The 22,989-nt window shown below is 49.9% G+C and carries 21 protein-coding genes and 1 pseudogene; 15 read left to right on the forward strand and 7 right to left on the reverse strand.

The window, feature by feature from the left end; genetic code table 11:
• The first annotated feature begins 2 nt into the window (after positions 1–2).
• Together CGRAC_RS00595 and CGRAC_RS00600 are read left to right on the forward strand one after the other, a co-directional pair.
• Positions 3–776, forward strand: a complete 774-nt coding sequence (locus tag CGRAC_RS00595) for a 3'(2'),5'-bisphosphate nucleotidase CysQ family protein (RefSeq protein WP_005871500.1) — start codon at positions 3–5, stop codon at positions 774–776.
• 63 nt (positions 777–839) lie between these two features.
• Positions 840–1,223, forward strand: a complete 384-nt coding sequence (locus CGRAC_RS00600; protein ID WP_040304027.1) for a type II secretion system protein — start codon at positions 840–842, stop codon at positions 1,221–1,223.
• A 1-nt stretch (position 1,224) separates the two neighbouring features.
• On the opposite strand, the gene CGRAC_RS00605 is transcribed toward CGRAC_RS00600, so the two are convergent.
• Positions 1,225–1,854, reverse strand: coding sequence for a disulfide oxidoreductase (locus CGRAC_RS00605; protein WP_005871497.1), 630 nt, complete (start codon positions 1,852–1,854; stop codon positions 1,225–1,227).
• A 96-nt stretch (positions 1,855–1,950) separates the two neighbouring features.
• On the opposite strand from CGRAC_RS00605, the gene CGRAC_RS00610 reads away from it, so the two are divergent.
• The 5 genes from CGRAC_RS00610 to CGRAC_RS00630 all read left to right on the forward strand — a co-directional run bounded on the left by CGRAC_RS00610 (position 1,951) and on the right by CGRAC_RS00630 (position 8,911).
• On the forward strand, positions 1,951–2,520 hold the full coding sequence (locus CGRAC_RS00610; RefSeq protein ID WP_005871495.1) for a TRAP transporter small permease subunit: 570 nt from the start codon (positions 1,951–1,953) through the stop codon (positions 2,518–2,520).
• A 105-nt stretch (positions 2,521–2,625) separates the two neighbouring features.
• A complete protein-coding gene (locus tag CGRAC_RS00615) occupies positions 2,626–3,987 on the forward strand; it encodes a TRAP transporter large permease (protein WP_005871492.1) in 1,362 nt (453 codons plus the stop codon).
• Positions 3,988–4,029: 42 nt separating this feature from the next.
• Complete coding sequence (locus CGRAC_RS00620; RefSeq protein WP_005871490.1) at positions 4,030–5,868, forward strand: biotin/lipoyl-containing protein; 1,839 nt, start codon at positions 4,030–4,032, stop codon at positions 5,866–5,868.
• Between the two features lie 132 nt (positions 5,869–6,000).
• Entirely contained in the window at positions 6,001–7,584 is a 1,584-nt protein-coding gene (pckA, locus tag CGRAC_RS00625; protein WP_005871488.1) for a phosphoenolpyruvate carboxykinase (ATP), read from the forward strand.
• Entirely contained in the window at positions 7,559–8,911 is a 1,353-nt protein-coding gene (locus CGRAC_RS00630; protein ID WP_005871487.1) for a CAP domain-containing protein, read from the forward strand. Before pckA ends, CGRAC_RS00630 begins: the two co-directional genes overlap by 26 nt.
• A gap of 99 nt (positions 8,912–9,010) precedes the next feature.
• Here CGRAC_RS00630 and CGRAC_RS00635 read toward each other — a convergent pair whose 3' ends face one another.
• From CGRAC_RS00635 to dnaG, 4 genes are all read right to left on the reverse strand, one after another.
• Positions 9,011–9,421, reverse strand: a complete 411-nt coding sequence (locus CGRAC_RS00635) for a hypothetical protein (RefSeq protein ID WP_005871483.1) — start codon at positions 9,419–9,421, stop codon at positions 9,011–9,013.
• Positions 9,421–9,564 carry a hypothetical protein gene (locus tag CGRAC_RS12365; RefSeq protein WP_005871482.1) on the reverse strand — a complete coding sequence of 48 codons (144 nt, stop codon included), beginning with the start codon at positions 9,562–9,564 and terminating at the stop codon, positions 9,421–9,423. Before CGRAC_RS12365 ends, CGRAC_RS00635 begins: the two co-directional genes overlap by 1 nt.
• Before the next feature lie 207 nt (positions 9,565–9,771).
• Entirely contained in the window at positions 9,772–10,755 is a 984-nt protein-coding gene (locus CGRAC_RS00640; protein WP_005871480.1) for an argininosuccinate synthase domain-containing protein, read from the reverse strand.
• 9 nt (positions 10,756–10,764) lie between these two features.
• Positions 10,765–12,891: a DNA primase gene (gene dnaG, locus CGRAC_RS00645; protein ID WP_005871478.1), complete on the reverse strand. Its 2,127-nt coding sequence runs from the start codon at positions 12,889–12,891 to the stop codon at positions 10,765–10,767.
• Positions 12,892–12,951: 60 nt separating this feature from the next.
• Between dnaG and CGRAC_RS00650 the strand changes: the two genes are divergently transcribed.
• The 8 genes and pseudogenes from CGRAC_RS00650 (at position 12,952) to CGRAC_RS00690 (ending at position 20,648) form a co-directional block, all read left to right on the forward strand.
• Positions 12,952–13,977, forward strand: coding sequence for a tetratricopeptide repeat protein (locus CGRAC_RS00650; protein WP_040304026.1), 1,026 nt, complete (start codon positions 12,952–12,954; stop codon positions 13,975–13,977).
• Entirely contained in the window at positions 13,955–14,377 is a 423-nt protein-coding gene (rnhA, locus tag CGRAC_RS00655; protein WP_005871475.1) for a ribonuclease HI, read from the forward strand. The genes CGRAC_RS00650 and rnhA overlap by 23 nt, the downstream gene beginning before the upstream one ends.
• Positions 14,378–14,776: 399 nt before the next feature.
• Positions 14,777–15,439, forward strand: a pseudogene (rnc, locus tag CGRAC_RS00665) (ribonuclease III); the annotation flags it as partial.
• Between the two features lie 245 nt (positions 15,440–15,684).
• A complete protein-coding gene (aroC, locus tag CGRAC_RS00670) occupies positions 15,685–16,800 on the forward strand; it encodes a chorismate synthase (protein WP_005871471.1) in 1,116 nt (371 codons plus the stop codon).
• 129 nt (positions 16,801–16,929) lie between these two features.
• Positions 16,930–18,492: a GNAT family N-acetyltransferase gene (locus tag CGRAC_RS00675; protein ID WP_005871470.1), complete on the forward strand. Its 1,563-nt coding sequence runs from the start codon at positions 16,930–16,932 to the stop codon at positions 18,490–18,492.
• A gap of 164 nt (positions 18,493–18,656) precedes the next feature.
• Positions 18,657–19,181 carry a hypothetical protein gene (locus tag CGRAC_RS00680; RefSeq protein WP_005871468.1) on the forward strand — a complete coding sequence of 175 codons (525 nt, stop codon included), beginning with the start codon at positions 18,657–18,659 and terminating at the stop codon, positions 19,179–19,181.
• A gap of 72 nt (positions 19,182–19,253) precedes the next feature.
• On the forward strand, positions 19,254–19,868 hold the full coding sequence (locus CGRAC_RS00685; RefSeq protein WP_005871467.1) for a hypothetical protein: 615 nt from the start codon (positions 19,254–19,256) through the stop codon (positions 19,866–19,868).
• A gap of 471 nt (positions 19,869–20,339) precedes the next feature.
• Positions 20,340–20,648, forward strand: coding sequence for a hypothetical protein (locus tag CGRAC_RS00690; RefSeq protein ID WP_005871465.1), 309 nt, complete (start codon positions 20,340–20,342; stop codon positions 20,646–20,648).
• A 574-nt stretch (positions 20,649–21,222) separates the two neighbouring features.
• Here CGRAC_RS00690 and CGRAC_RS00695 read toward each other — a convergent pair.
• A complete protein-coding gene (locus tag CGRAC_RS00695; protein WP_005871463.1) occupies positions 21,223–21,702 on the reverse strand; it encodes a hypothetical protein in 480 nt (159 codons plus the stop codon).
• Entirely contained in the window at positions 21,702–22,790 is a 1,089-nt protein-coding gene (locus CGRAC_RS00700; RefSeq protein WP_005871461.1) for a methyltransferase, read from the reverse strand. Before CGRAC_RS00700 ends, CGRAC_RS00695 begins: the two co-directional genes overlap by 1 nt.
• Between the last annotated feature and the right edge of the window lie 199 nt (positions 22,791–22,989).

The following is a 22,989-nucleotide window of genomic DNA, read 5'->3' on the forward strand; positions in this document are numbered from 1 at the left end:
AGATGGATTTAAACGAGCTTTTAGCGCTCGCGACGGACGCCGCAAAAAAGGCAAATGCCGCGATAATGCAAAACTACGATAAATTTGATATCTTTGTCAAGGCGGACAGATCGCCGCTTACGAATGCCGATCTTGCGGCAAATGATGCGATAATGCGTGCCCTGGAGCCCAGCGGCATCGCGATCTGCTCGGAAGAGCGCGTATTGGATAGCAAACGGCGCATGAGCGAGGAGAGATTTTGGCTGGTAGATCCGCTGGACGGCACGAAGGAGTTCATCGCGCGCAACGGCGAGTTTTGTGTTTGCATCGCGCTGATAGAGCATGGACGCCCGATTTTAGCGGTAATCGGCATCCCTATAAGCGGCGATATATATAGTTCAAACGGCGGCAGAGTTTATAAAAACGGCGCGCTGCTTGCTCGCCCAAATAGCGCGCCGCAAACATTTATGCACGGCCACCACGGCAAATCCGTAAAATACGCGCAATTCGCGCAAAGATTTAAAATGCAGCTCGTACGCAAAGGCTCTGCGATAAAATTTTGCATCTTAGCCGAGGGGGGCGCCAGCGCGTATGCGAGATTTAGCGACTGCTCGCTTTGGGACATCGCCGCTGGGGATTTTTTGCTGCATCAAAACGGCGGAGCGGTGGTAGATCTAAAGACGATGAAGGCGCCTCTTTATAATGGAAAAAGCCTGATAAATAACCATTATTTGGCGGTCGGCGCGAGTGCGATGAAAAATTTATCTGAAATGTTAGAATTCGCAAAGAACTTTTAAGTTAAATTTATAGTAAACACTCTATAATATAAGTCCAAAAATTTTTTATCAAAGGATAAAAACATGAAGGGTTTTACTATGATCGAATTAATTTTCGTGATCGTGATTTTAGGTGTTTTGGCGGCAGTTGCCATTCCAAGACTAATAGCTACTAGAGACGATGCTGAAGTAGTGAGGACGGCGCATAATGTAGCCACATCACTCAACGATCTAGTGGGCTACTATACGGCACAAGGTGAGTATAACCAGGATTTTTCACAGATGATGAATGTGCCAAATCCCATAAGGGTTAAAGGTCATATCTGCGCTACATACACATATGACAACAAGGAGCAAGTGACCTTAACCAAAGGCAGAGATGGCTTATGTGATCGGGTATGGAGTATGCCGGGGCTTAAAAATATAGATAATATCTATAGTTCAAACGCTCTTATTATCGTTAAATAACCTATTTTGCGTGGGGTTTTAAATCCCACGCCTTTTTATTCAAAAATCCAAGCAAAATTCCAATCATCCAAATAATTGCGAAAAATATAAAGATAAAACTCCAAAATTGTGCCAGATCCACGCTTTTACTTGCCGGGAATAGATACCAGCCTCCGCTATAAAGCGCCGTTAGTTTGGCTTGCAGCCCCTCTAGCGTTGTATCGGTCGGCACCGCCGGTACATCAAATGCACAGCTATTAAATGGCTTAAAAATTGGCACTGCGCTTATATCAAAATTTAAAAATCTCACCGCTCCGCCGCAGCCGCTCATCCCGCTCATATCTCCGCTCTCTCGCAGTACCGTGTGAATTTTAGCTAAATTTAGTGACGAGACAAATCCCAGCGCCGCGCCGTAAAACCACACCGCATATCCGCAGATCGCGCCGTAAACATCCTTGCCGCAAACCGCTAAAATCACCGCTCCTAGCGCTATGGCGCAAAGTGCGAATCTTACGTGAATACTAAAGCTTTCCGGATAGATAAAAAGGAATTTTTGCAAGAAAAAATATGAAAACGCTAGCCAAAAAAGCGCCCAAATAGCGCAAAAAGCGAGAAATTTTTTAGAGTATCTGTTTTGAAATTTTAGAATCATAAAAATCCTTTCCGCGCATAATTTTATAATAAATTGCAGATATTTTTGCTAAAATCCCAACTTTTATAGAAAAAATTTCAAGCAAAGGGTAAAATTTTGAAGGGTTTTTTACGCAGATTAGAAAGAGCTTTTGATGCGTTCGCAAATATCTTAGGCGTATTAAGTATCGTATTTTTGGCGCTTTTAGTTATAGTGGTTTTTTACAATGTTGTAGCGCGCTATCTTTTTCCAGCCGCAAATTCCGTCGCTATGCAAGAACTTACGTGGTGGCTATATTCGGCGATGTTTTTATTCGGTGTGACCTACGCACTCAAAGAAAATGCCCACGTTCGCGTGGATATTTTTTACGAAAAATTTAGTCCCACTGCAAAAGCGCTCATAAATATCTTAGGCACAATATTTTTCATTTTGCCTTTCGTGGCGCTCGTGGCATTCTTTTCGATCGATTATGTGAGCGAGGCTTATACGAGCCATGAGGCCAGCGCCAATCCCGGTGGCATGCAGCATCTTTGGATCATCAAGTCCGCAATCACACTTAGCTACGCGTTTTTATTTATCTACGCATTTGGATTTTTGATTAAAAATATTAACGCCCTGCTTGATGTTAGGGAAAACAAAGGCTCGGAATTTCTTAGTGGAAATTCTTCGGGCGCGCAGAGTGTGTGAGGGCAAAATGAGCTTAAATTTAAAATTCTATAAATTTCACACTTTTCGCGCTTGGGCGGAATTTTGCCATGGCAAGATAAACGGCAAGATAAAAGGTGGCGAGCTATGATAGGCATAGTGATGTTTGCGGCAGCGCTTTTTATGCTGCTACTGGGATTTCCCGTTGCGTTTACGTTCGGCGCCGTGGCTGTGATTTTCGGCTTTATCTACGGACTTAGTGAGGCGTGGGATTACGCGCAGGGCTTTGAAATTTTAACCGAAGCTTTCGAGGATATGAGCAGGCAGTTTTTTTCACTGATGCCTAATAGAATTTACTCGATTATGGAAAATCAGCTGCTAATTTCGGTGCCGCTTTTTATTTTGATGGGTATGATTTTGCAAAAGACTCGCCTTGCGGAGCGCTTATTAGAGTCGATGGCATTTTTATTCGGCGGCGTACGAGGCGGCGTGGCGATCAGCACTGTTTTGGTGGGCGCGTTACTTGCGGCTACGACGGGCATCGTGGGCGCGACTGTCATCGCTATGGGCGTCATCAGCCTGCCCGTGATGATGAAATACGGCTACGATAAGCCCCTAGCTACCGGCACCATCGCTGCTGCGGGCACGCTTGGGCAGATTATCCCGCCCTCGATCGTGCTGATTATTTTAGGCGATATACTTTCGGTTTCTGTGGGTGATCTTTTCTCTGCAGCAGTTATTCCGGGGCTCGTGTTAGTGGGTTTTTACGTGATTTATATTGCGATTATTTCATATATTTGTAAAGATTATGCGCCGCCTGTTCCGCCGCTAGAGGGGCTTAGCAAATCAAAGCAAATTTTTATCGCGCTTAAAAACGTCGTGCCGGTGCTCGTGCTGATTTTGCTCGTCTTAGGATCTATTTTTGCGGGCATAGCTACGCCTACGGAGAGCTCGTCGGTAGGCTGTTTGGGTGCGATAGCGCTAGCCGTTTTGTACCGCACGTTTTCGTTTAGGCTGATCTATGACGCGCTAAAAAATACCGCTAAAATTTCGGGCATGGTTTTTATGATTTTGATGGGCGCCACGGCATTTTCGATGATTTTTTCTTACACGGGCGGAGATGAGGTCGTAAAAAATTTTATGGAGAATCTGCCCGGTCAAGCATGGGGATTTATCGCGCTTACGATGGTAGTTATCATAGTGCTTGGATTTTTTCTCGATTATGTCGAAATTTCATATATCATTTTGCCGATACTTTTGCCGATAGTAGAGTCTTTGCATATCAATCCCGTGTGGTTTGCGATCTTAATCGCTGTAAATTTACAAACATCGTTTATGACGCCGCCGTTTGGATTTTCGATATTTTTCTTAAAGGGCGTGACGCCGCCGCAAATCCACACCACGGACATTTACAAGGGCGTACTGCCTTTTATTTTATTGCAAATTCTAGTGCTATTAACGCTCGCAATCTTTCCGGGGGTTTTCGGTTTAAAAGCTTTTTTAGGCTAGAAATATTAAAATTCACGCTAAATTTAACCTAGGAGCTAAAAAATGGCTAAAAAGCTTATCGACGTTATGGATACGACCTTTCGCGACGGATTTCAGTCGGTTTTCGGCGCGCGCGTGGCGATGGAGGACTTCCTGCCTGCCGTTAGCGCGGCCAAGGAGGCGGGCATCACGCACTTTGAGTTCGGCGGCGGCGCGCGGTTTCAGAGCCTGTATTTTTACCTAAACGAAGACGCCTTTGAGATGATGGATAAATTTAGAAGCATCGTGGGGCCTGAGGCGAACCTGCAGACCCTTAGCCGCGGCGTAAATACCGTCACGCTCGATACAGGCAGCCGCGAGATTATCGATCTGCACGCCAAGCTTTTTGCCAAGCACGGCACGACGACGATTCGAAATTTCGACGCGCTAAACGACGTGGAAAATTTAAAATTTAGCGGCGAGTGTATACATCGTCACGGCCTTAAACACGAAGTTGTGATTACGATGATGGATCTGCCGCCGGGATGCAGCGGCGCGCACGATGCGGCGTTTTACGAGAGAATTTTGCGTCAAATTTTAGACGCGCAGATTCCGTTTGACAGTATCTGCTTCAAAGACGCCAGCGGCACCAGCAGTCCGCAGAAGGTCTATGAGACGATCAAGCGCGCGCGTAAAATTTTAGGCGACGGCGTGCATATTCGCCTGCACACGCACGAGACGGCGGGCGTTAGCGTCGCATGCTATCAGGCTGCGCTCGTTGCGGGCGTAGACGGCATCGACCTTGCCGCGCATCCAGTAAGCGGCGGCACTAGCCAGCCGGACATTCTTACGCTGCTGCACGCGACGAAGGGGCAAAATTTCGACCTGGGCCTGGATGCAGAGAAAATTTTAAAATACGAAGAGGTTTTGGGCGAGTGCTTGAAGGATTACTTCATGCCGCCCGAGGCTACGCAGGTAAGCCCGCTAATTCCGTTTAGCCCGATGCCTGGAGGCGCGCTTACCGCAAACACTCAGATGATGCGCGATAATAAAATTTTAGACAAATTTCCGGCCGTCATCAAAGCCATGCGCGAGGTCGTCGAAAAGGGCGGCTTCGGCACGAGCGTGACGCCGGTTAGTCAGTTTTATTTCCAGCAGGCGTTTAACAACGTAATGTTCGGCCCGTGGAAAAAGATCGCCGAGGGCTACGGCAAGATGGTATTAGGCTATTTCGGCAAAACGCCCGTTAAGCCGGATGAAGGCGTGATTAAGCTGGCGGCGGAGCAGCTGGGGCTACAGCCTACGACCAAACACGCCGTAGATATCGCCGATGCCGACGAGAGTAAGAGCGTCGCGTATGCGCAGAAGATTCTACGCGAGCAGGGCATCGAGCCTAGCGAGGAGAACATATTTATCGCGCTTGCGTGCAAAGAAAAGGGCATCGCGTTTTTAAAAGGCGAGGGCAAGGTGATGAGCCGCAAAAAAGAGGACGTAGCACCCGCCGAAAGTCATCAAAGCGGTATTTCTAAAAACGGCAAATTTGACGTTAAGATTAACGGCAAAATTTACAACGTAGAATTTGCCGGACAAAACGTGCTCGTAAATGGCGATCGATACGACGTTAGCTTCGATACCTCAGCGCCCGCAAAGCCGCAACCGCAAGGCTCCGCCGGCGAGCAGCCCGCTGCTGACGCGCGAGGCGGTACGGACGATAACGATATAAAAGCGACGCTTCCTAGTAATGTATTTAAAATTTTAATAAAGGAAGGCGACGCTGTTAAGGCGGGACAGAATGTCATCGTTCTTGAAGCGATGAAGATGGAGATAAATATCGAAAGCCCGCGTGATGGCGTAATCGATAAAATTTTAGTCGCTCAAGGCGATACGGTCGATGCCGATCAGGTGCTCGCGATTTTAAGATAAGCTCTAAAATTTAGGCGGGCGCTTCCGCCTAAATTTCATGGCGATCATCCTCAGCGCTTAAGCGAGCTCACCTAAATTTTAAGCTATAATAGCGCAATCTTTTATCAAAATTTAATTTAAAAAGGACGCAAAATGACAACTCCGAACGATCTGGATAAACTAGGTCTTAAAAATATCAAAAAAATCAACCACAACCTAAGCTACGACGAGCTTTTCGAGCTTGAAAAGGCGATGGGCGAGGGACGCGTATCAAGCAACGGCACCTTTATGGTCGATACAGGCATATTTACGGGTCGTAGCCCAAAGGATAAGTACTTCGTAAAACAAGATCCGAGCCAAAAATACATCGCCTGGGGCAAGGTAAATCAGCCTATCTCAAAAGAGCTTTTCGATAAGCTTTTAGCCAAAGCCAAAGCTCAACTAAGCGGCAAGGAAATCTTTATCCAAGACGCCTATTGCGGCGCCAGTAAATCCAGCCGCAAAAATGTGCGTTTCGTAACCGAAGTCGCGTGGCAGGCGCATTTCGTAAAAAATATGTTCATCCGCCCAAGCGAGAGCGAGCTAGCGGAATTTCATCCAGATTTCGTCGTTTACAACGCGTGCAAATGCAAAAACGAGGACTACGCGAGCGACGGGCTACACTCCGACGTTTTCGTTATTTTTAACGTCGAGGAAAATGTCGCCGTTATCGGCGGCACGTGGTACGGCGGCGAGATGAAAAAGGGAATTTTCTCGATGATGAACTACTGGCTGCCGCTTGAGGGCAAGCTAAGCATGCACTGCTCGGCAAACGTGGGCAAAGAGGGCGACACGGCGCTATTTTTCGGTCTAAGCGGCACGGGCAAAACGACGCTATCGACCGATCCAAACCGCAAGCTAATCGGCGATGACGAGCACGGCTGGGACGATGAGGGGATATTTAACTTTGAGGGCGGCTGCTACGCGAAGTGCATAAATTTAGATCCGAGCAGCGAGCCTGAAATTTACGCCGCAATCAAACGCGACGCGCTACTTGAAAACGTGGTCGCGGATGAGGCGGGCATCGTGGATTATAAAGATGGCAGCAAGACCGAAAATACCCGCGTTAGCTACCCTATCTATCATATCGATAACTACGAGCCAAGCTCCGCGGGCGGCCATCCGAAAAACATAATCTTCCTAACAGCCGACGCATTCGGCGTTTTGCCGCCGGTCGCAAAGCTAACCAAAGAGCAGGCGATGTATTATTTCCTAAGCGGCTACACGGCAAAAGTCGCGGGTACCGAGCGCGGTATCACCGAACCCGTGGCTACCTTTAGCGCGTGCTTCGGCGAGCCGTTTATGCCGCTGCATCCGACCGTTTACGCTAAGCTGCTGGGCGAAAAGATCGACAAACATGGTGTCAGCGTCTATCTGGTAAACACAGGCTGGAGCGGCGGCGCGTACGGCGTGGGCAAGCGAATGAGCATAAAAGCTACGCGCGCGTGCATAAACGCGATCCTTGACGGCAGTATCAAAAAGTGCGAATTTGAAAATTTCGAGAAATTTAACCTCGCGATCCCAAAAGAGCTCGCGGGAGTCGAGACGAAGCTGCTAAATCCGATCAATACCTGGACGCACCCAGCGGAATATAAAATCACGCGCGATAAGCTTGCAAAGATGTTTGAGGCGAATTTTAAACGCTACGAGGACGTAAAAGAGGGGGTCGAGTTTGCTAAAGCGGGCCCTGCGGCTTAGGCTCCTGGGCCTTGGGGCGATCTGCGCGCTTTTTGCCGCATGTGAAAACACCCCTTCAAATTTAAAACAGCCGCTCGTTGCGATGAGCGGCTTTTCCTTTTACGACGATCCGCTAAGCTACATCAACAATGTGCGCGCAAAATCGGGGCTAAACTACTTTGCGCAGAATGAAATTTTAAATATCTCCGCGCTTAATCACGCAAAATATGTCGTCGCAAACGAGGCGATGTCGCACGACGAAACCACGGGCCGAGCGGGCTTTACGGGCGAAGATCCGTCAAAGCGCGCTTTTTATGCAGGCTATAATGCCGTCGTGAGGGAAAATTTATCCTATAATTCAAGCGATCTAAAAAGCGCGATCGACGGGTTACTCAGCGCGATTTACCATAGATTTGCATTTTTGGATTTTGCCTCGGATGAGATCGGCATCGGTTATTTTGAGCATGGCAAAAAAAGCAGCTACGTTTTTGAGATGGGGAATTCGCGCCTCAACGCCTTTTGCTCGCAAAATTTAAACGACGAAGGAAGCGGCAAATTTCTACTTGGGATGTGTAAAAACGAAACGCTACGGATGAGGGAGGATAAGTTCAAAAGCGCCACAGCGCTGAACTCGCGCCCTTACGTCTATTACCCGAACGACGAGCCCGCGCTTGCGTTTTTCAGCAATGAAATTCCAGATCCCATGCCCGAGTGCAAAATCACCGCAAACCCAGTAAGCGTGGAATTTAATGCCGAGGAACCGCCCGTAGCGATGAAAAGTTTTAAAATTTACGAAGGCGGCAGGGAGCTTCAAAACGTTAAAATTTTAGACAAAAACTCCGATCCTAACGCCATTTTAAGCGATAGGCAGTTCGTGCTTTTCAGCAGAGATGTTTTTAAATTCGACGCCAAATACGGCGCGGAGTTTAATTACGAGCAGAGCGGCAAGCAAAAGACGCTACGGTGGGAGTTTATCACGCAAGCGCCTAAATTTAGATACTTCGTCGTGCAAGGCGGAGAAAATCTAAGCGTAAAAAACGGCGCGTTTTATGATATATTCGTAGCCCCCAAAGACTGCAACGATTTGATGAAAAGCTACAAAACCAGCTACTCCTTTATGGATAAGCCCGAAATTTCAAGCCCCGCAGCGAATATGCTGCGCGTAAAACTAAACGGCGCAAAGGGCGCGAAGCTTGAAATTTCAACGGGTAACGGCGCGATAATAAATCTATATTTAAGCGACGACTCCAAAAGCTACGGCGGCATGGGTAAAATTTACGCCGCAATCGCGGTGGTTTTGACGGCGATCATTTTGTTTTATCTTTTGGCAAGGCGCAGAGGGCGATAGGCGAGACCTATTTCGCGACCTCTGTTTTTGCTTGCGCGCACAGGGGCGCATAATGCCTGTCTAGCGTGAAATTTAATGCAGAGCCCTGCTTTTAAATTTCTAAATTTCATCCCCGTTTATCTCATCCGCAAGCTTTAAAATTTCAGCCTGCACGGCACCTGGCGCATAGATATCCATCCACTCTATCCCATTCGAAGCGCTAAAAAGTACGGCGATCTGCCCCTCGCTCATCGCGCGCTTGGCAAGCTTGGTCGCTGCGGGGCTGTTGCCCATATTTGGCGTTTCGTCTATGTTTATCTCGGCACAGCTGCGTAAAATAGGCGCCAAATCAAACTCTCCCTCGAACAAAATAATAACCGAGCCGCGCCTAAAGCTGCAGGCGTTCCAAAAGATCTCGGCGCCGTTTACGCATTCGCGCGAGAGATCAAGGTGAAATTTACCCCGCTCGCGCACGAGAAAACTAAAGTCGCTTAAGTTTAGCGGGTGCTCCACGCTGCCGAAGGCTCCCACTATACTATCTTTGCGGCCGTTATAGACGTAGGCGGCGAGCGCATTTTGCAGTAGCGGCGCGATGATCTGATCATGCGCGCTGTATGGTCGTCCTCTCTGGCGCGGCCTGGGATCTTTACGAAAAACGGTTTGAAATACTCCATAAACGCTCCTTAAATTTGTAAAATTTGCTCGCTTTTGCTTTTAAATTTAGTGCTCGCGGCGTTTAAATTTAGCCTGCCGTCGCCGCATTTTCGGCTCGTTTTTCAGACGTCGCCGTTTAAATTTTAATCTTGTATCTGCTATCGCAGCTCCTTGCGCTTATGTATCGTTTTTACGCCTATCAATACAACCTTAAGGCGGTTTAGATTTTACACAAAATACTTGCGCGCAGCATCCTTACTCTCAAAGGGGCTTACGCTCAGCTCGTTGCCGTCTATGAGCAGGGTGTAGCTGCGCGCGGCGTCCGTTTTGGCGTATGTTAGCGCCAGCCTCGCCGCAAGCTCTCTATCCGCCTCGCTCGCGCCCCTGCTTAGCAGGCTTAGCGCGCCCACGACGTCGTCTTTAAATTTTATCTCGCTAAATTTTGGATTTTGCACTGCGGCAAGCTTTTTGTTGTCGCTCTCATCCCGCCCGATTATTAGCTTGGCGCCCTCAGGCAGGCGCAGATGACGCCCGAATTTTAAAATTTCGGCGTCCGCGGGCGTTTCGATCTTTTCAAATTTTATCGCATCCTTGATCCGCTCGCTGAAGCTCTGCACGGTCAGCAGACAGCCTCCCGCAGGCGTTTCGTAATCCTCAAAGCCAAACTCCGCCGCTAGCTGCATCTGTCTAGCCCGTCCGCGCCCGCTGATGTCAAGCAGCGCGCCCCTATCAACCCAGCTCTTGATCTCGGGCGTCGTGAGCGGCAGCAGCTTCGCGCACAACGGACGCAGGATCAGCCCCTCCTCATCGCCGCTAAGCCCGCCGACCTGAGCTAGAGCCTGCGCGCGCTGGCTCATCGGGCGCTGTCCGAGCACCTCGCCCGTGATGATGAAGCTCGCCCCTTCGCTTTGCAGCATCGCAAGCGCGGTCTTAAACATATATCCGTGGCAGTCGATGCAGGGGTTGAAGTGCTTGCCGTAGCCATATTTGGGACCAAAAAGCACCTGCTGCAGATATTCGCTTCTGATATCGACGCTTTTAAAATTCGCCCCCGCGGCTGCGGCTCTGCGGCGCATGATCTCGCTCTTATCGTCCTTGCCGCCAAATCCGATATCCATATTCAGCGCGAGTACCTCGATGCCTTGCGAGACGATGAGTTTGACCGCGAGCATGGAGTCAAGCCCGCCGCTAAAGAGCGCCAATGCCTTCATTTCGTTCCTTTACTTGAGTTGATTGATCTTTTTTTGATACTCTAAGATCCGCTCGATCTTGTCGGGCGCGTCGGAGTTTTTAAGCTTTTGCATCAGATCTTGCAGGGCGTTGCGGCGTAAAATTTTGCACGCATCGTTAAAAAGCGCCGCGCCGCCGATCGGCAAAATTTCATCATCCAGCGCAAGCGCACGCAGATTTTCGCGGGCTTCGCTTTCGGCGTTTTGAATATTTTGGGCGCTTTGAGCGCTTTGGATATTTTGAGCGGCGGCTTTACTCTCGCCTTGCTTTGCTACGTTATTTACTTTTTGCTTCTCGCCGCCGTTTGCGCCCTGCTGCGCGGAACCTTTTAAATTTACGGTGCCTGCGGAGCCTTGCCTGTTAAAATTTTGCTCGTTAGAATTCTCACTACTTTTTAAATTTACGCTCTCACCCAGGATAATTTCTCCCGCGCCGCCCGCGGTAAAATTTTCGGAAGCGCTATCTACATTGCCGTCCTCGCCCGCGATGAAATTTTTAAAATTCCCGCCGCTACGAGAGAAAGCCAAAAACGCCTCGAAAATATCGCCGTGCATGCGAAAATCGCGCCGCTCCAAGCAACCGAGCCCAAGCTCCGCCATCTCGCCATCGAGCAGCATCGATTTTATGATCTGAAGCTCCGCGATCTCCTTGCGGCGCAGTAGCGTCCGCCCGAGCCTCGCCGAAGCCGCAGGCGGCGCAGAGCTTTCATAGCGCGCCGTGTTTTGCGCGCGATCAAAATTTCCGCCGTTTAAGCTCCCACTCGCACCGTCCCTGCCGTCTGCGTTGTGCCCTCCGTAAGCGCCGAAATCGCGAGAGCCGAAGCTCCCGCTCTCGTTAAAATTTCGCCCCTCAAAGCCCGCGCCGAAATTTTTACCGCCGCTAGAGAGATTGAAAGAGCCGGGCGAGACGTTTAAAATTTGCGCCACTAAGCTCTGATAGGACTCGGCTAGCACGGGGCCGAGCGCCGCGGTAAATTCTTTGATCTCATTTAGCGCCGCTTCTTTTTGCACGGGGCGAGCGAGGTCGTATTTTTTAGCGATTCTTCGGATCAGAAACTCCCCGCTCTCCATGCCACTAGCATAAATTTGCTCTAGCTCGCGCACCTTGCCCGCCGCGATCATATCCGCAGGATCGGCACCGCCGCCGATTATAGCGACGCTTGAGTCGATCTTATTCAGACATAAAAGCCGCGCCGATTTTATCGCCGCATTGATGCCCGCGGCGTCGCCGTCGAAGCTAAGCACGACGTTAAGCTCCGCGCGCTTTATAAGCGGCAGATGAGCAGGCGTCAGCGCCGTGCCGAGTACCGCTACGGCGTTATCGATGCCCGCTTGATGCAGCATGATGACGTCCATGTAGCCCTCGGTGATGATGAGGGTTTTTTTAGCGATCGCGCTTTTTTTCGCAAGATCGAATGCGTAGAAAATTTTAGATTTATCAAACAGCGCGCACTGCGGCGAATTGACGTATTTGGCTGGGTTATCGCTTATCGTGCGACCGCCGAAGCCCACGAGCTTACTCGCGTGGTTGTAGATCGGAAAGGTGATGCGCTCGATGAAGCTTGCATAAAGCCCGCGCTCGTTTTGCTTTACCGCGCCCGCATTTAGCGCATCTTGCGGCGGAATTTCTTCGTTTTGCAAAACCCTGATCGTCTGCGCGCTAGCTCCTGCGTAGCCAAGGCCGAATTTACGAATGCTTTGATCGCTTAGACCGCGATCGTGCAGGTATTTTACGGCGGCGGGATTTTGATAAAGGCAGCTTTGGTAGTAGGCGTTTAAAATCCCGAGCACCTTCTTCTCTTCGCTGCGCTCCTGGACTTTGGCGCCGGTGTATTGCAGCGCGAAATTATACATCCCCGCAAGCTTTTCGACCGCTTCTGGAAAGCTTATCTTTTCGTAATCTTGGATAAATTTAATCGCGTTGCCGCCCGCTTTGCACGAAAAGCAGTGAAAAATTCCAAGCTTGGAGCTCACGCTCATGCTTGGGTGCGAATCGTCGTGGAAGGGGCAGACGCCCACGAAATTTGCGCCGCTGCGCTTAAGCGGGACATATTTTTCTACGACGTCTACGATATCTACGGTAGCCAGCAGATTTTCTATGCTTTCGTTTTTAATCATAAGCGAAATTATACCCGCACTTTGCTATAATTGCCCTTTATTTTTGCGACGAGGTTTGATTTGGATAATTTTTTCTTAGACGATCGCGACCCGATTTTCGGGCTTATCATGCTGATAAGCATAATCTTACTGGTGTCGATTCTAAGCTACATTTGGGGAGTTTTTTCTAAAAAAAACGAGAGGCAGAGCCTAGAGAATTTTATCAAAAAATTTGACACCCTAGACGCGCTTAGCACCGAGCACAGACAGCTTTTGGCAAGCCCGCAGATAGACATCCCGACGCTTGGAATTTTAGCTAGCTCTTTCGTCAAAAGCGGCGACTTCGAGCGCGCGATAGAAATTTATCTAATCGCGCTAAGTAAGGCTAGCGGCGGCGTGCAGAGAGAGTTTATCCTTACTAATCTTGGTATCGTATATTTCAAAGCGGGCTTTTTAGGGCGCGCCGAAGAGGTGTTTTTGCAAGCGCTGAAGCTGCGCCCCAGAAACAAAGAGGCCCTTACGCATCTTACGGTGATTTATGAGCGGCTGAAACGCTTTAATGAGGCGCTTGAGGTGCTTGACGCGCTGCGCGAACAGGACACCGAAGTATATGCTCAAAGCCAGTTCGAGCGCGCTCAGATCATCGCAAACGACGCCAATACGCCGTTTAATAAAAAGATCGCTAAAATTTCAAAGCTAAATTTCAAAGGCGCGGGGCGGTTCTGCATGGAGCTTTTTATCAAAAATAAAGAGCCTATGGATGGCTTTGACCGCTTCCCGCCGATCGAGCAGGCGATCGATCTGATCTATGATTTCGGTGCAGCGGTAAATACGCAGGATGCGGAGTATAACGCCCTTTTTTACGCGCTTGGAAGAAGCGATCAAAAGCCGCGGAGCGCGAGTAAAATTTTTGAGATCAACGCGCTTATGGCCATGAAGGATGCGGGCTTTGAGGACGCCGGGCTTAGCTTTAGCTACACCTGCGCGAAGTGCAAAAGCTCGGTAGGGCTTTTCTCGCACCGCTGCCCGGTCTGCTACGAGCTAGGCAGCATGGAGATCAGAGCGCAAATTTCGGAGAAAACCGGTGAAATCGGTCAAACTTTTTAGCGACGGCAGCTGCCTTGGAAACCCTGGAGCTGGCGGCTGGGCTTACATACTGCAATACGGCGACGCGATAAAAAAGGCAAGCGGCGCAGAAGCGATGACGACCAATAATCAAATGGAGCTAACCGCCGCTATAATGGGGCTTAGCGCGCTTAAGCAGCCCTGCCGCGTCGAGCTTTTTACCGATAGCGAATATGTCGTTAAAGCGATAAGCTCCTGGCTCGCAAAGTGGGTCGCTACCGATTTTAAGGGCAAGAAAAACGCAGATCTGTGGCGCAGATACCTTGCGGCGGCGGCGCCTCACGAGATCAAAGCCTCCTGGGTCAAGGGGCATGCGGGACATCCGCAAAACGAGGAGTGCGATGCTATGGCTCGCGCGGCGGCGGAAGCGATAAAGGGCTAAAATTCTGCGGCGAAGCTTGCGGTTGCGCGGATTAAGCATGGATTTGCCCGCGTTTGCTTTGCACGCAGAGCCGCTTCGGCGTAAATTTTATTGCCCGAAGCCGGTTTTAATGCGTTCGCTCACGCAATCGAGCTCTTGTATTTGAGGGCAGGCGTGTTTTTGGCGAAGATTAAATTTACGGCGAGCGAGCTTTAGCGCGGCTTGCGTTAGAATTAGCGGGCTACGTTTAAATTTTATTCGCCTCAGATCGGCGTCAGTGCGTTTCATTCGCTGCGTTGGTGCAAATTCAGTGCTGGCTGTGCTCGCGTTCGCTTCGCTTGCGCAGGTTTTGTTCGCACCGGATACCGTTTGCGTGCGAGCCGACGCGGATTTCGTAAAATTTTATAATAAAGGGCAAAGATGCAAAATTTAGAAAAACTGCAAGAAAAACTGGGCTATAAATTTAAAAACCAGACCCACCTCAAGATCGCTCTTACGCACAAAAGCGCCAAAAACGGGCACAACAACGAGAGACTGGAATTTTTAGGCGATGCGGTGATGGATCTGATCGTGGGCGAGTATCTTTTCAAAAAATTTAGCAGCGACGAGGGCGATCTGAGCAAGCTGCGCGCCGCACTCGTGAACGAAAGCAGCTTTTCTAAATTTGCAAAATTTTTGGGCATCGGCGAGAACCTGAATATGTCGCTGTCCGAGGAGCGCAACGGCGGGCGCGAGAAGCCATCGCTGCTTTCGGACGCCTTTGAGGCGATAATGGGCGCCGTCTATCTTGAGAGCGGGCTGCAAAACACCGCCCGCATCGCGATTGCAATCTTAGAAATCCTCTATCCGCGCATCAGTTTTAACGAGCTTGTGCGAGACTACAAAACCGCGCTGCAAGAGCTCACACAGGCAAAATTCGGCGTCACGCCCGAATATATCCTTTTAGGCTCGAGCGGCCCCGATCACAAGAAAAGCTTCGAAATGGCGGCGCTTGTTGGCGGCAAGTGGCTCTCATCCGCCGTGGGAGCTAGCAAAAAGGAGGCCGAGCAAAAATGCGCGCAAATCGCGATTGATCTTTTACAAAACAGCGCCTCGCACGGCACTAGCGCGCAAAATAGCGAGCAAACAGCATGCGCCAGTGACGCACAAAGCGGCGCGAACTGCGCACAGGATGGCAAAAAAGGCTTACGAGGCGGTAGCGGACGGGCGCAGGATAGCAAAAAGGGCGAGCATAATAATCGAGGTGGCACGCCGAGCGCTAAAAAAAGCAATGAGCGAAACGGGCGTGATACGGATAGACAAGGCGGCGGCGAACAAGGAGGCGCGCTATGAATACTTTCGGCGAGAGATTGCGCCTTAGCACCTTCGGCGAAAGCCACGGCACGGCGATAGGCGGCGTTTTGGACGGATTGCCGGCTGGTCTGGAGATCGAGATTTCAAATATACAAAGCGAGCTTGATCGCCGCAAACCGGGCGGCAAATACGCTACGCCGCGCAAAGAAGCCGACGAGATCGAAATTTTAAGCGGAATTTTTGACGGTCGCAGCACCGGCGCGCCGATCGGATTTATCATCCGCAACGCAAACCAGCACTCGAAGGATTACGAAAATCTCAAGGATATTTTCCGCCCCGCACACGCCGATTTTTCGTATTTTGCCAAATACGGACTGCGCGATTACCGAGGCGGCGGGCGGGCAAGCGCGCGCGAAACCGCCGTGCGCGTGGCTGCCGGAGCGTTTGCGCAAATCCTGCTAAATCACTTTAAAATTTCCGTAAAAAGCGGAATCTGCGGCGTGGGCGAAATTTACGCGGAAAATTTAGACTTCGACTTTGCGCAAAACAGCGAAATTTTCGCGCTCGATCCCGCTGTGGAGAGCGCGCAAAAGGAGCTAATCCTAAGCGTCAAAAATGCGGGCGATAGTATCGGCGGCTACGTGCTAACGCGCGTCACGGGCGTGCCTGCGGGGCTCGGCGAGCCGCTGTACGGTAAGCTGGATGCGGCGCTTGCGGGCGCGATGATGGGCATAAACGGCGTAAAGGCCGTGCAGATCGGTGCAGGAGTGAAGGCAAGTACGCTAAAAGGCAGCGAAAATAATGACTTTATGTGCGCTAGCAATGATGCGATCCGCACCAACGGCGGCAAGATCGGCGCAAATTTTGCGAGCAACAACGCAGGCGGGATCTTAGGCGGCATAAGTAGCGGCACGCCTATCGAGATAACAACGCATTTTAAGCCCACTCCGAGCATTTTCATGGCGCAGCGCAGCGTGGACGTGCGCGGCACAGACGCGGTCTGCGAGCTGCGCGGACGGCACGATCCGTGTATCGCCGTGCGCGGCAGCGTCGTAGCTACCGCAATGGCGCGGCTGGCGATCGCCGATGCGCTGCTGCTAAACGCGAGCGCGACGCTAGGGAATTTGAAGCGAATTTACGGCGAGGATTAAATTTAAAAGAGTCGCCCTTTAAATTTTGCGAAATTTCATTAAATTTAAGGGCCGAGCGATGAAATCCCCGCGAGCTAGGCGGGCAAATTTTAAATTTACGCGGTAGACCTATCGCGACAAGGAGGGCAAATGAGACTTGAGCGTATCGGCGAGGGCTCGGCACTGATCGCGCGCATAGAGGCGATCAACGTCGCGGCGTTCCCCGAAATCGAGCGTATCAGCATAAAAAATTTCTTAAAAATGTCGCGCAAAGGACAGCTTGAAATCGCGGCGATTTTCGAGGATTTTACTGCCCTGGTCGCTGGCGGCGCGGCTGATAAACATCACGCGGCGGCGGGTAAGAGCTTTGAGGTATCAAATTTAACGAGTAAAAATTTCAAAGTACAGGCGAACGCAAGATCAGAAGCGCTAAATTTGAAGCGAGATCGAGACGGCGGGTGCGACGATGCGGCGCATGAGAATTTTAAGGCGGCGAATTCAAAGAGCGAAAATTTTAAAACGGACGATCTGGCTGGTAAAAGTTGCGGTATGCAGGGCGCAGCGAACGAGAATTTATGCGTGCGCGGGCAAAATTTCGGCGCGACGGATCGAAAATACGGCGCTTTAGACTGGAATTTTGATGCGGCGAATTTGGGCGCTTCGATTCAGGACCTTGAAACGGCGGATCAAAAATTCGGCGCCGCGGAGGCGAGCTCGCAAAATACGGATCAGAGTTGTGGCGCAAGGACCTCCGCTCTTTCGAACGTTATAAATTCTATCCACGATGAAGCGGCGCAGCGAGATTTTTGCGGAACGGCGGGGCAAGACTTCGTAAGCTGCGCGGCGCAAAATTTAAACGGCGAGGAGCTCGTTGGGTTTTGCGTCTATAGGACCGAGCAAACCTACAAGCGCGCGGTTTTGCACCACAAACAGCCGCCGCCTCGATTAAATGCGGATAAAATTTTAAAATCCAAAGCCCATAGCGGCGCGGAATTCGCTTGTAATGCGGGATCTTTCGGCGCTGCGAGTAATGAAATTTCAGATTTAAGTGCTGGCGACGGGACTTTGGGCGCGGGCCAAGGGCTAGCGAGCGATAATATAAAACGTGCGGACGGCGATTTAAAGCAGGCAAGTGCGGAAGAAATTCTATATCGCGGTGCCACGACAGATAAAATTTCAAATGTGAGCGCGCACGGCAAAATTCTACCGAGCGCCACGGAGAGCGAAATTTTATCCGATGCCGCAAGGGGAAAGATTTTGTGCTACGATGAGAGCGAGATTTCGCACCGCGATGAAAGTAAAATTTCGCGTTGCAAAAAAAGCGAATACTCAAGCGGCAAGCAGGGCGAGTTTTTTTATGTAGCGTACCTTGCGATCGATACGAAATTCCGCGGGCTAGGGCTTGGCTCAAAGCTGCTCGCGCTCATCACCGAGCAAAATCCGCGCGCGCAAATCGTCCTTGACGTCGAGCCGCCGCACGAGGATGCGTCCAATCTCGCGCAGCGCCTGCGCCGCATAGAATTCTACGGCAGGCACGGCTTTAGACGCTGTGGCAAGTTTTTCAACTACGCGGGGCTGAGCTTCGAGATCCTTGCTAAGCCGCCGCTAAGCGCGCCGCAGCAGGGGTTTGACGTAGCGAGCTTCGTGAAATTTATCGGCGCGGGCAATAAATTTAGATTTAAAATCACCGACGCGCCGCTATACAAAAACTAATGTAAAAGCCCGAATTCAGCCTCATCTGCGACGATACGTTTTATAGAATTTTCTCCGTAGCGATCCTTGCGTTTTTTTGCATTTTTATCTCTTTGGACATCGGTGGATCGGGGGAGCTGTTTTACACGGACAGTCCGCTACGCTCGCAGCGAGCCAAATCTAGCTTGACGATCGTTTTTGTGTTTTTAGCGTTACTTTATCTGCGAAGCGGTAGCAAAGAGGCGGCACGCGTGGAATTTGACGAGCTTAAAATATCCTTTCGCAGAGGGCTAGACAAATACGATCTTATGCTTGGATGCGTCGATCTGATAGAGCTGTCGCTCGGCTTCGTGCGGACGTTTCGCGTGCCGTTTATAAGCTACGAGCGGTTTTTGAAACTGCAAGAAATTTTAAAATTCTTGCTTCTTTTCGCATACGTCGCGGGCGTGTTTTTGACGATCAAATTCGGCTTTGCCGAGGCTGCGATCTATGCAGCGGCGGGCATTTTTGCGATTTTGATCGCTTCAAAGCTCGTAGTCGCGCGAAGGCTAGACGGACGAGTGGGGCTACGACTGCGCGACTGCCTGCTACTGCGCGGGAGGGACGATACGGGCGCGGTGGTATTTTTTTGCATCCGTCCTAGCCGCGCCGAGCGTGAGGCTTTACGCATATATTTCTTGAAAAATTTCAGCTACGACATTAAGGCGTGAAATTTTTCGGTTTTCAGCGTAAAATTTAGACCCGCGGGGTAGAATTACAAAAATTTTTACACGGAGCAAACAATGAAAAATTTCTTTCTAGCCGCAATAGTTTGCGCGCTTTTTAGCGGTTGCGCATACGAAGCGCAGTTTAATCAAAACGCCGATGTGGCGCCGTTTGATGACACTATAAGCGCGACTAACGCCATGCAAAGCGCGCTCATTTATATCCCTAGCGAGCTAATGGGGACGAAAAGCTACGCCGCAAGCTCGAAGCTAGGCAGAGACGATGAGCTTAAAATCGATGTCGGCGAGTTCGTCGCAGGCGAGGCAAAGCGCTTCTTTGGCACCTACCTAAGGCGCGTGAGCGTCACCGACGACGAAAAAGCGCTGCAAGGCAAAGGGCTCGTCATCGCACCCGAGCTTAGCTCATTCGGCTTTGGCTTTTACAGCTCCGACGGCATCGACGTTTCGGCAAAGCCCTATGTGCGCTACAATCTACGTCTAAAAATGTTTAAAAACGGAAAGCCGATCTACAACCAAAATATAGCCGTAAACGAGCGCAACTTCGGCGAGGAGGAATTCTTCGGCGGCGGTCAGGGCTCATACGCGCAGATCGGCGGGATCTTTCAAAAATCTATGGCGAATGATTACGCCGTACACGCTAGAGAGATTTTGGACGTAATCAACGATAACTAATCGTGCTCGCGCCTTTGTGCGTGGTAAGCGGCATCTGGTCGATTATTTTTGCCCGCCGTCTTGTGGTAGAATTTGTCGCGGCGATCTTACGGCATGCGCTTGCGGATCGTTGCGCATAAGCTCTATCTAGCGATATAATTAACATGGCTTTAAAGCTCCCATAGACGCGTTTTCTTGCGGGATTTACTCATTTGCGGCATTAAATCCTTTTGATGCCGAGTTTGCCGGCGCTCTAGGCATCAAATTTAATCCCGCAAGCTGGGTTAAATTCCGTAAAATCACGTTATGAAATTAACTTGGTAGCCCATATTTAAGTGCAGTAAGCCGATAAATTCCGCACTTTGGCATATCGCCTAATTCCGTTTTTTAGGGCTAAGCTCCGCAAATAAACTTTTCATGTTCGTTGCTGCACTTGTATAAAATTCCATATTCGCGGCACCAAGCTGTGATAATGTTCAGCTCAAAGCGGTCGTGGAAGGTATCAATAAGAGTGCGCCGATGCGAGTCGACGAGATTACCACATTAACGGGTGCTGAGTGCAAGGATGGTAGCTTCATCTATAACTACGAGCTAAATGACGGCATGGGAATGAAATTTGACAGTGTCGGAAATGATCAAAAAACCGTGATACAAAATGTCATAGATAGCCAAAATAAGCAAATTTTTTGCAATCAGATGAAGGTAATGCATCCGCTAATAAACAGCGCGATATGGAGCTATAAGATAAAAAGTGGCGAAGAATTTATAAGGGTAGAATTTAAGCCTAGCGACTGCAAGTAGGGCTTGCGCGAGATTTAAAATTTAGCGCGGCGTGAGCCTTTGCCTGCTCGCCCGCGCCGAATTCGCTTAAAATTTATCCGCTTCGCTTTCGATTTCGCCTGTGCAAAAGTAACATGTTAAAATCTCTGCTTGACTTTTACTGCGCCGCCGCGTATAGCATGGCGCGGATCAGCGTGTATTTCGCCATCACAAAGCGCTAAAACGCGCCAAGTCCTTTTTAAGCCGCGATCTAATGCGTCAGGTTCTGCCAGTGGCGTTTTTCATTAAAATTTGACTATTTCACGCGGAATTATATCTATGTAGCAGCGCAAACACCGCGTAAAGCTTTCGCGCGAAATTCTATAATTTGCGCGGAATTTTATTTGAAACAGCATCATAGATTTTGGGTCAAAATTTTATGATTTATTACGCTGCATTTGCAGCGATAAAATCTTGCTAAATTTTATCCGCGACCTGCTCGCATAAAATTCTGCGTCAAACCATAAGCTTGCTCACAAGCTTGTAGATGTGTCAGCCGCCAATGTGCCGCCACACAAAACGCGACTCATCAAATGCCTCGCTTGGGTTTTAAAATTCACCGTTCGCAGCTATTTTTATCAAGCTTTAGCTGTATCGGCGGCAAGCCCTCTATCTCGTAATTTAACACCATCGTTTTGCCAAGCTCCCGCAGGCGCCGCGAAAAATCCGCGCCGCAAAAGCTGGCCTTCGCCTTGGCAAACAGCATCTCTTTTAAAATTTCCGTATCGCCCGCGTCCAGCGCGCTAAGATCTAAATTTGGCGAGCTATTTAGCGCGTAATCGTATATGAAGCTACCCCCTTCGCATGCGGCGCCTTTTAAAGTCGTAACATCGTCGATCCTGCGCGGCGCGCCCTCGTTTATCCGCACTAGCGCATCTCGCACCTGCTTGCTTTCGCAGAAGTTTCGCTCTAGCTCGCCACGTTTTTTCTCCGCATAAAATTCCATCGCCACATTTGCCAAAATTCCGATTCCAAAAAGCACTAGCAAAATTTTAATCGGCTTATTTAGCCGCGCGCTTAAGCTTTGCGCATCCATCATCGCGCCCTTTCGCAGCACAGCAGCGTGTGTCCGACGCCCAGCCCGTCGTGGATACGAGAAATTTTAAGCCCGGCGCGCTGCGCAAATTTAATCATATCGTCCGAGTGATAAATTTTGCTATTGCCGTTTGCCATCGCAGCGAAATACACGCTGATCTGCGTCATGCTATACGCGGCGGTTTCGTAGCGCTGCCTGTCCCAAAACGGCTCCAAAATATAAAGCCGCGCCTGCTCGCTCATCGACTTCGCCGCGCGCGCGAGGATGCTTACGATCTGCTCCTCTGCAAAGCAGTCCAAAAACTGACTGAGCCAGATCGCGTCAAAGCCGCGCGGAAAGCGCGTAGCTGGATCTAGCAGATCGGCCGCAAGCCCGTCTATGCGCTCTGCACCCTTCGCGCCTGCGACGGCGTCTTTCATCATTGAAATTTGCCCCGCGAGATCCATTATCGTGATGCGCACATTTTCGTCGTAGCCCACGCACCGCTTAGCAAAGCGCCCCGTATTGCCGCCTACGTCCAAAATTTTATCCGTCTTTCGCGAGAAAATGATCTTTAGCGCAGGCTCAAACGCCAAATCCGAATAAAAATGATCAAACGCGAGCCAGCTCTTGCGCACATGCGGCGGCAGATGCGAAAGCGCCTCGTAGATCGTAGCCCACTGCCCAAAAACCTTTAGCCCCTCGGGCTTACCCGATTTTAGCGTCTCTTCGAGCCTAAATAGCCCCTCGTAGCACACGTCGTGGATAAAGTCCATATCCACGCCGACGAGCTCGTCGGTGAGTAGAAAATACCCCGCCTTGCTAAGCCTAAATTTCTCGCCGCACAGCAGCACCGTGCCGATGCTAAGCGAGCTTTCCAAAAGCAGCTTTACGGCGTATTCACTAAGCGAGAGTTTCTGCGCGATCTCACTTATGCTTAGCCCGTCCCGCGCCTCATTAAGCGCGCTTAAAATTCCAAATTTTTTCATCAGTCGCGAGACTTGAAAGACCACCGGCGCAAAGGCGATCTTATTCGCCGTCCGCTGCGCCTCGCCCGCGCTTTGACGCTCGGCGCCGTAGCGGTCTAAAAGCTGTTTGGGAAGTTTCATTTTTGATCCTGCTTATGTAAATTTCGCAAAATTTTAGCAAAAAATTCTAACTTTTCTTGCGCCCGCTAAGAATTTGCGCGTATCTTAGAATTTTGCGATGAAATTTTAAAATTCCGTCTTAAAATTTATGGAATTTTAGTTAAAATCCTTCTATCAAAATTTCGCGTAAAAGCTTTGCGAAAATGTCAAATTTAGGAGA

Source organism: Campylobacter gracilis, assembly GCF_001190745.1.
Classification (GTDB): domain Bacteria; phylum Campylobacterota; class Campylobacteria; order Campylobacterales; family Campylobacteraceae; genus Campylobacter_B; species Campylobacter_B gracilis.

Coding starts and splice junctions, on each gene's coding strand:
- CGRAC_RS00595 (WP_005871500.1), top strand. CDS start 3: ATGGATTTAAACGAGCTTTTAGCGCTCGCGACGGACGCCGCAAAAAAG.
- CGRAC_RS00600 (WP_040304027.1), top strand. CDS start 840: ATGAAGGGTTTTACTATGATCGAATTAATTTTCGTGATCGTGATTTTA.
- CGRAC_RS00605 (WP_005871497.1), bottom strand. CDS start 1,854: ATGATTCTAAAATTTCAAAACAGATACTCTAAAAAATTTCTCGCTTTT.
- CGRAC_RS00615 (WP_005871492.1), top strand. CDS start 2,626: ATGATAGGCATAGTGATGTTTGCGGCAGCGCTTTTTATGCTGCTACTG.
- CGRAC_RS00620 (WP_005871490.1), top strand. CDS start 4,030: ATGGCTAAAAAGCTTATCGACGTTATGGATACGACCTTTCGCGACGGA.
- pckA (WP_005871488.1), top strand. CDS start 6,001: ATGACAACTCCGAACGATCTGGATAAACTAGGTCTTAAAAATATCAAA.
- CGRAC_RS12365 (WP_005871482.1), bottom strand. CDS start 9,564: ATGGAGTATTTCAAACCGTTTTTCGTAAAGATCCCAGGCCGCGCCAGA.
- CGRAC_RS00640 (WP_005871480.1), bottom strand. CDS start 10,755: ATGAAGGCATTGGCGCTCTTTAGCGGCGGGCTTGACTCCATGCTCGCG.
- dnaG (WP_005871478.1), bottom strand. CDS start 12,891: ATGATTAAAAACGAAAGCATAGAAAATCTGCTGGCTACCGTAGATATC.
- aroC (WP_005871471.1), top strand. CDS start 15,685: ATGAATACTTTCGGCGAGAGATTGCGCCTTAGCACCTTCGGCGAAAGC.
- CGRAC_RS00675 (WP_005871470.1), top strand. CDS start 16,930: ATGAGACTTGAGCGTATCGGCGAGGGCTCGGCACTGATCGCGCGCATA.
- CGRAC_RS00685 (WP_005871467.1), top strand. CDS start 19,254: ATGAAAAATTTCTTTCTAGCCGCAATAGTTTGCGCGCTTTTTAGCGGT.
- CGRAC_RS00695 (WP_005871463.1), bottom strand. CDS start 21,702: ATGGATGCGCAAAGCTTAAGCGCGCGGCTAAATAAGCCGATTAAAATT.
- CGRAC_RS00700 (WP_005871461.1), bottom strand. CDS start 22,790: ATGAAACTTCCCAAACAGCTTTTAGACCGCTACGGCGCCGAGCGTCAA.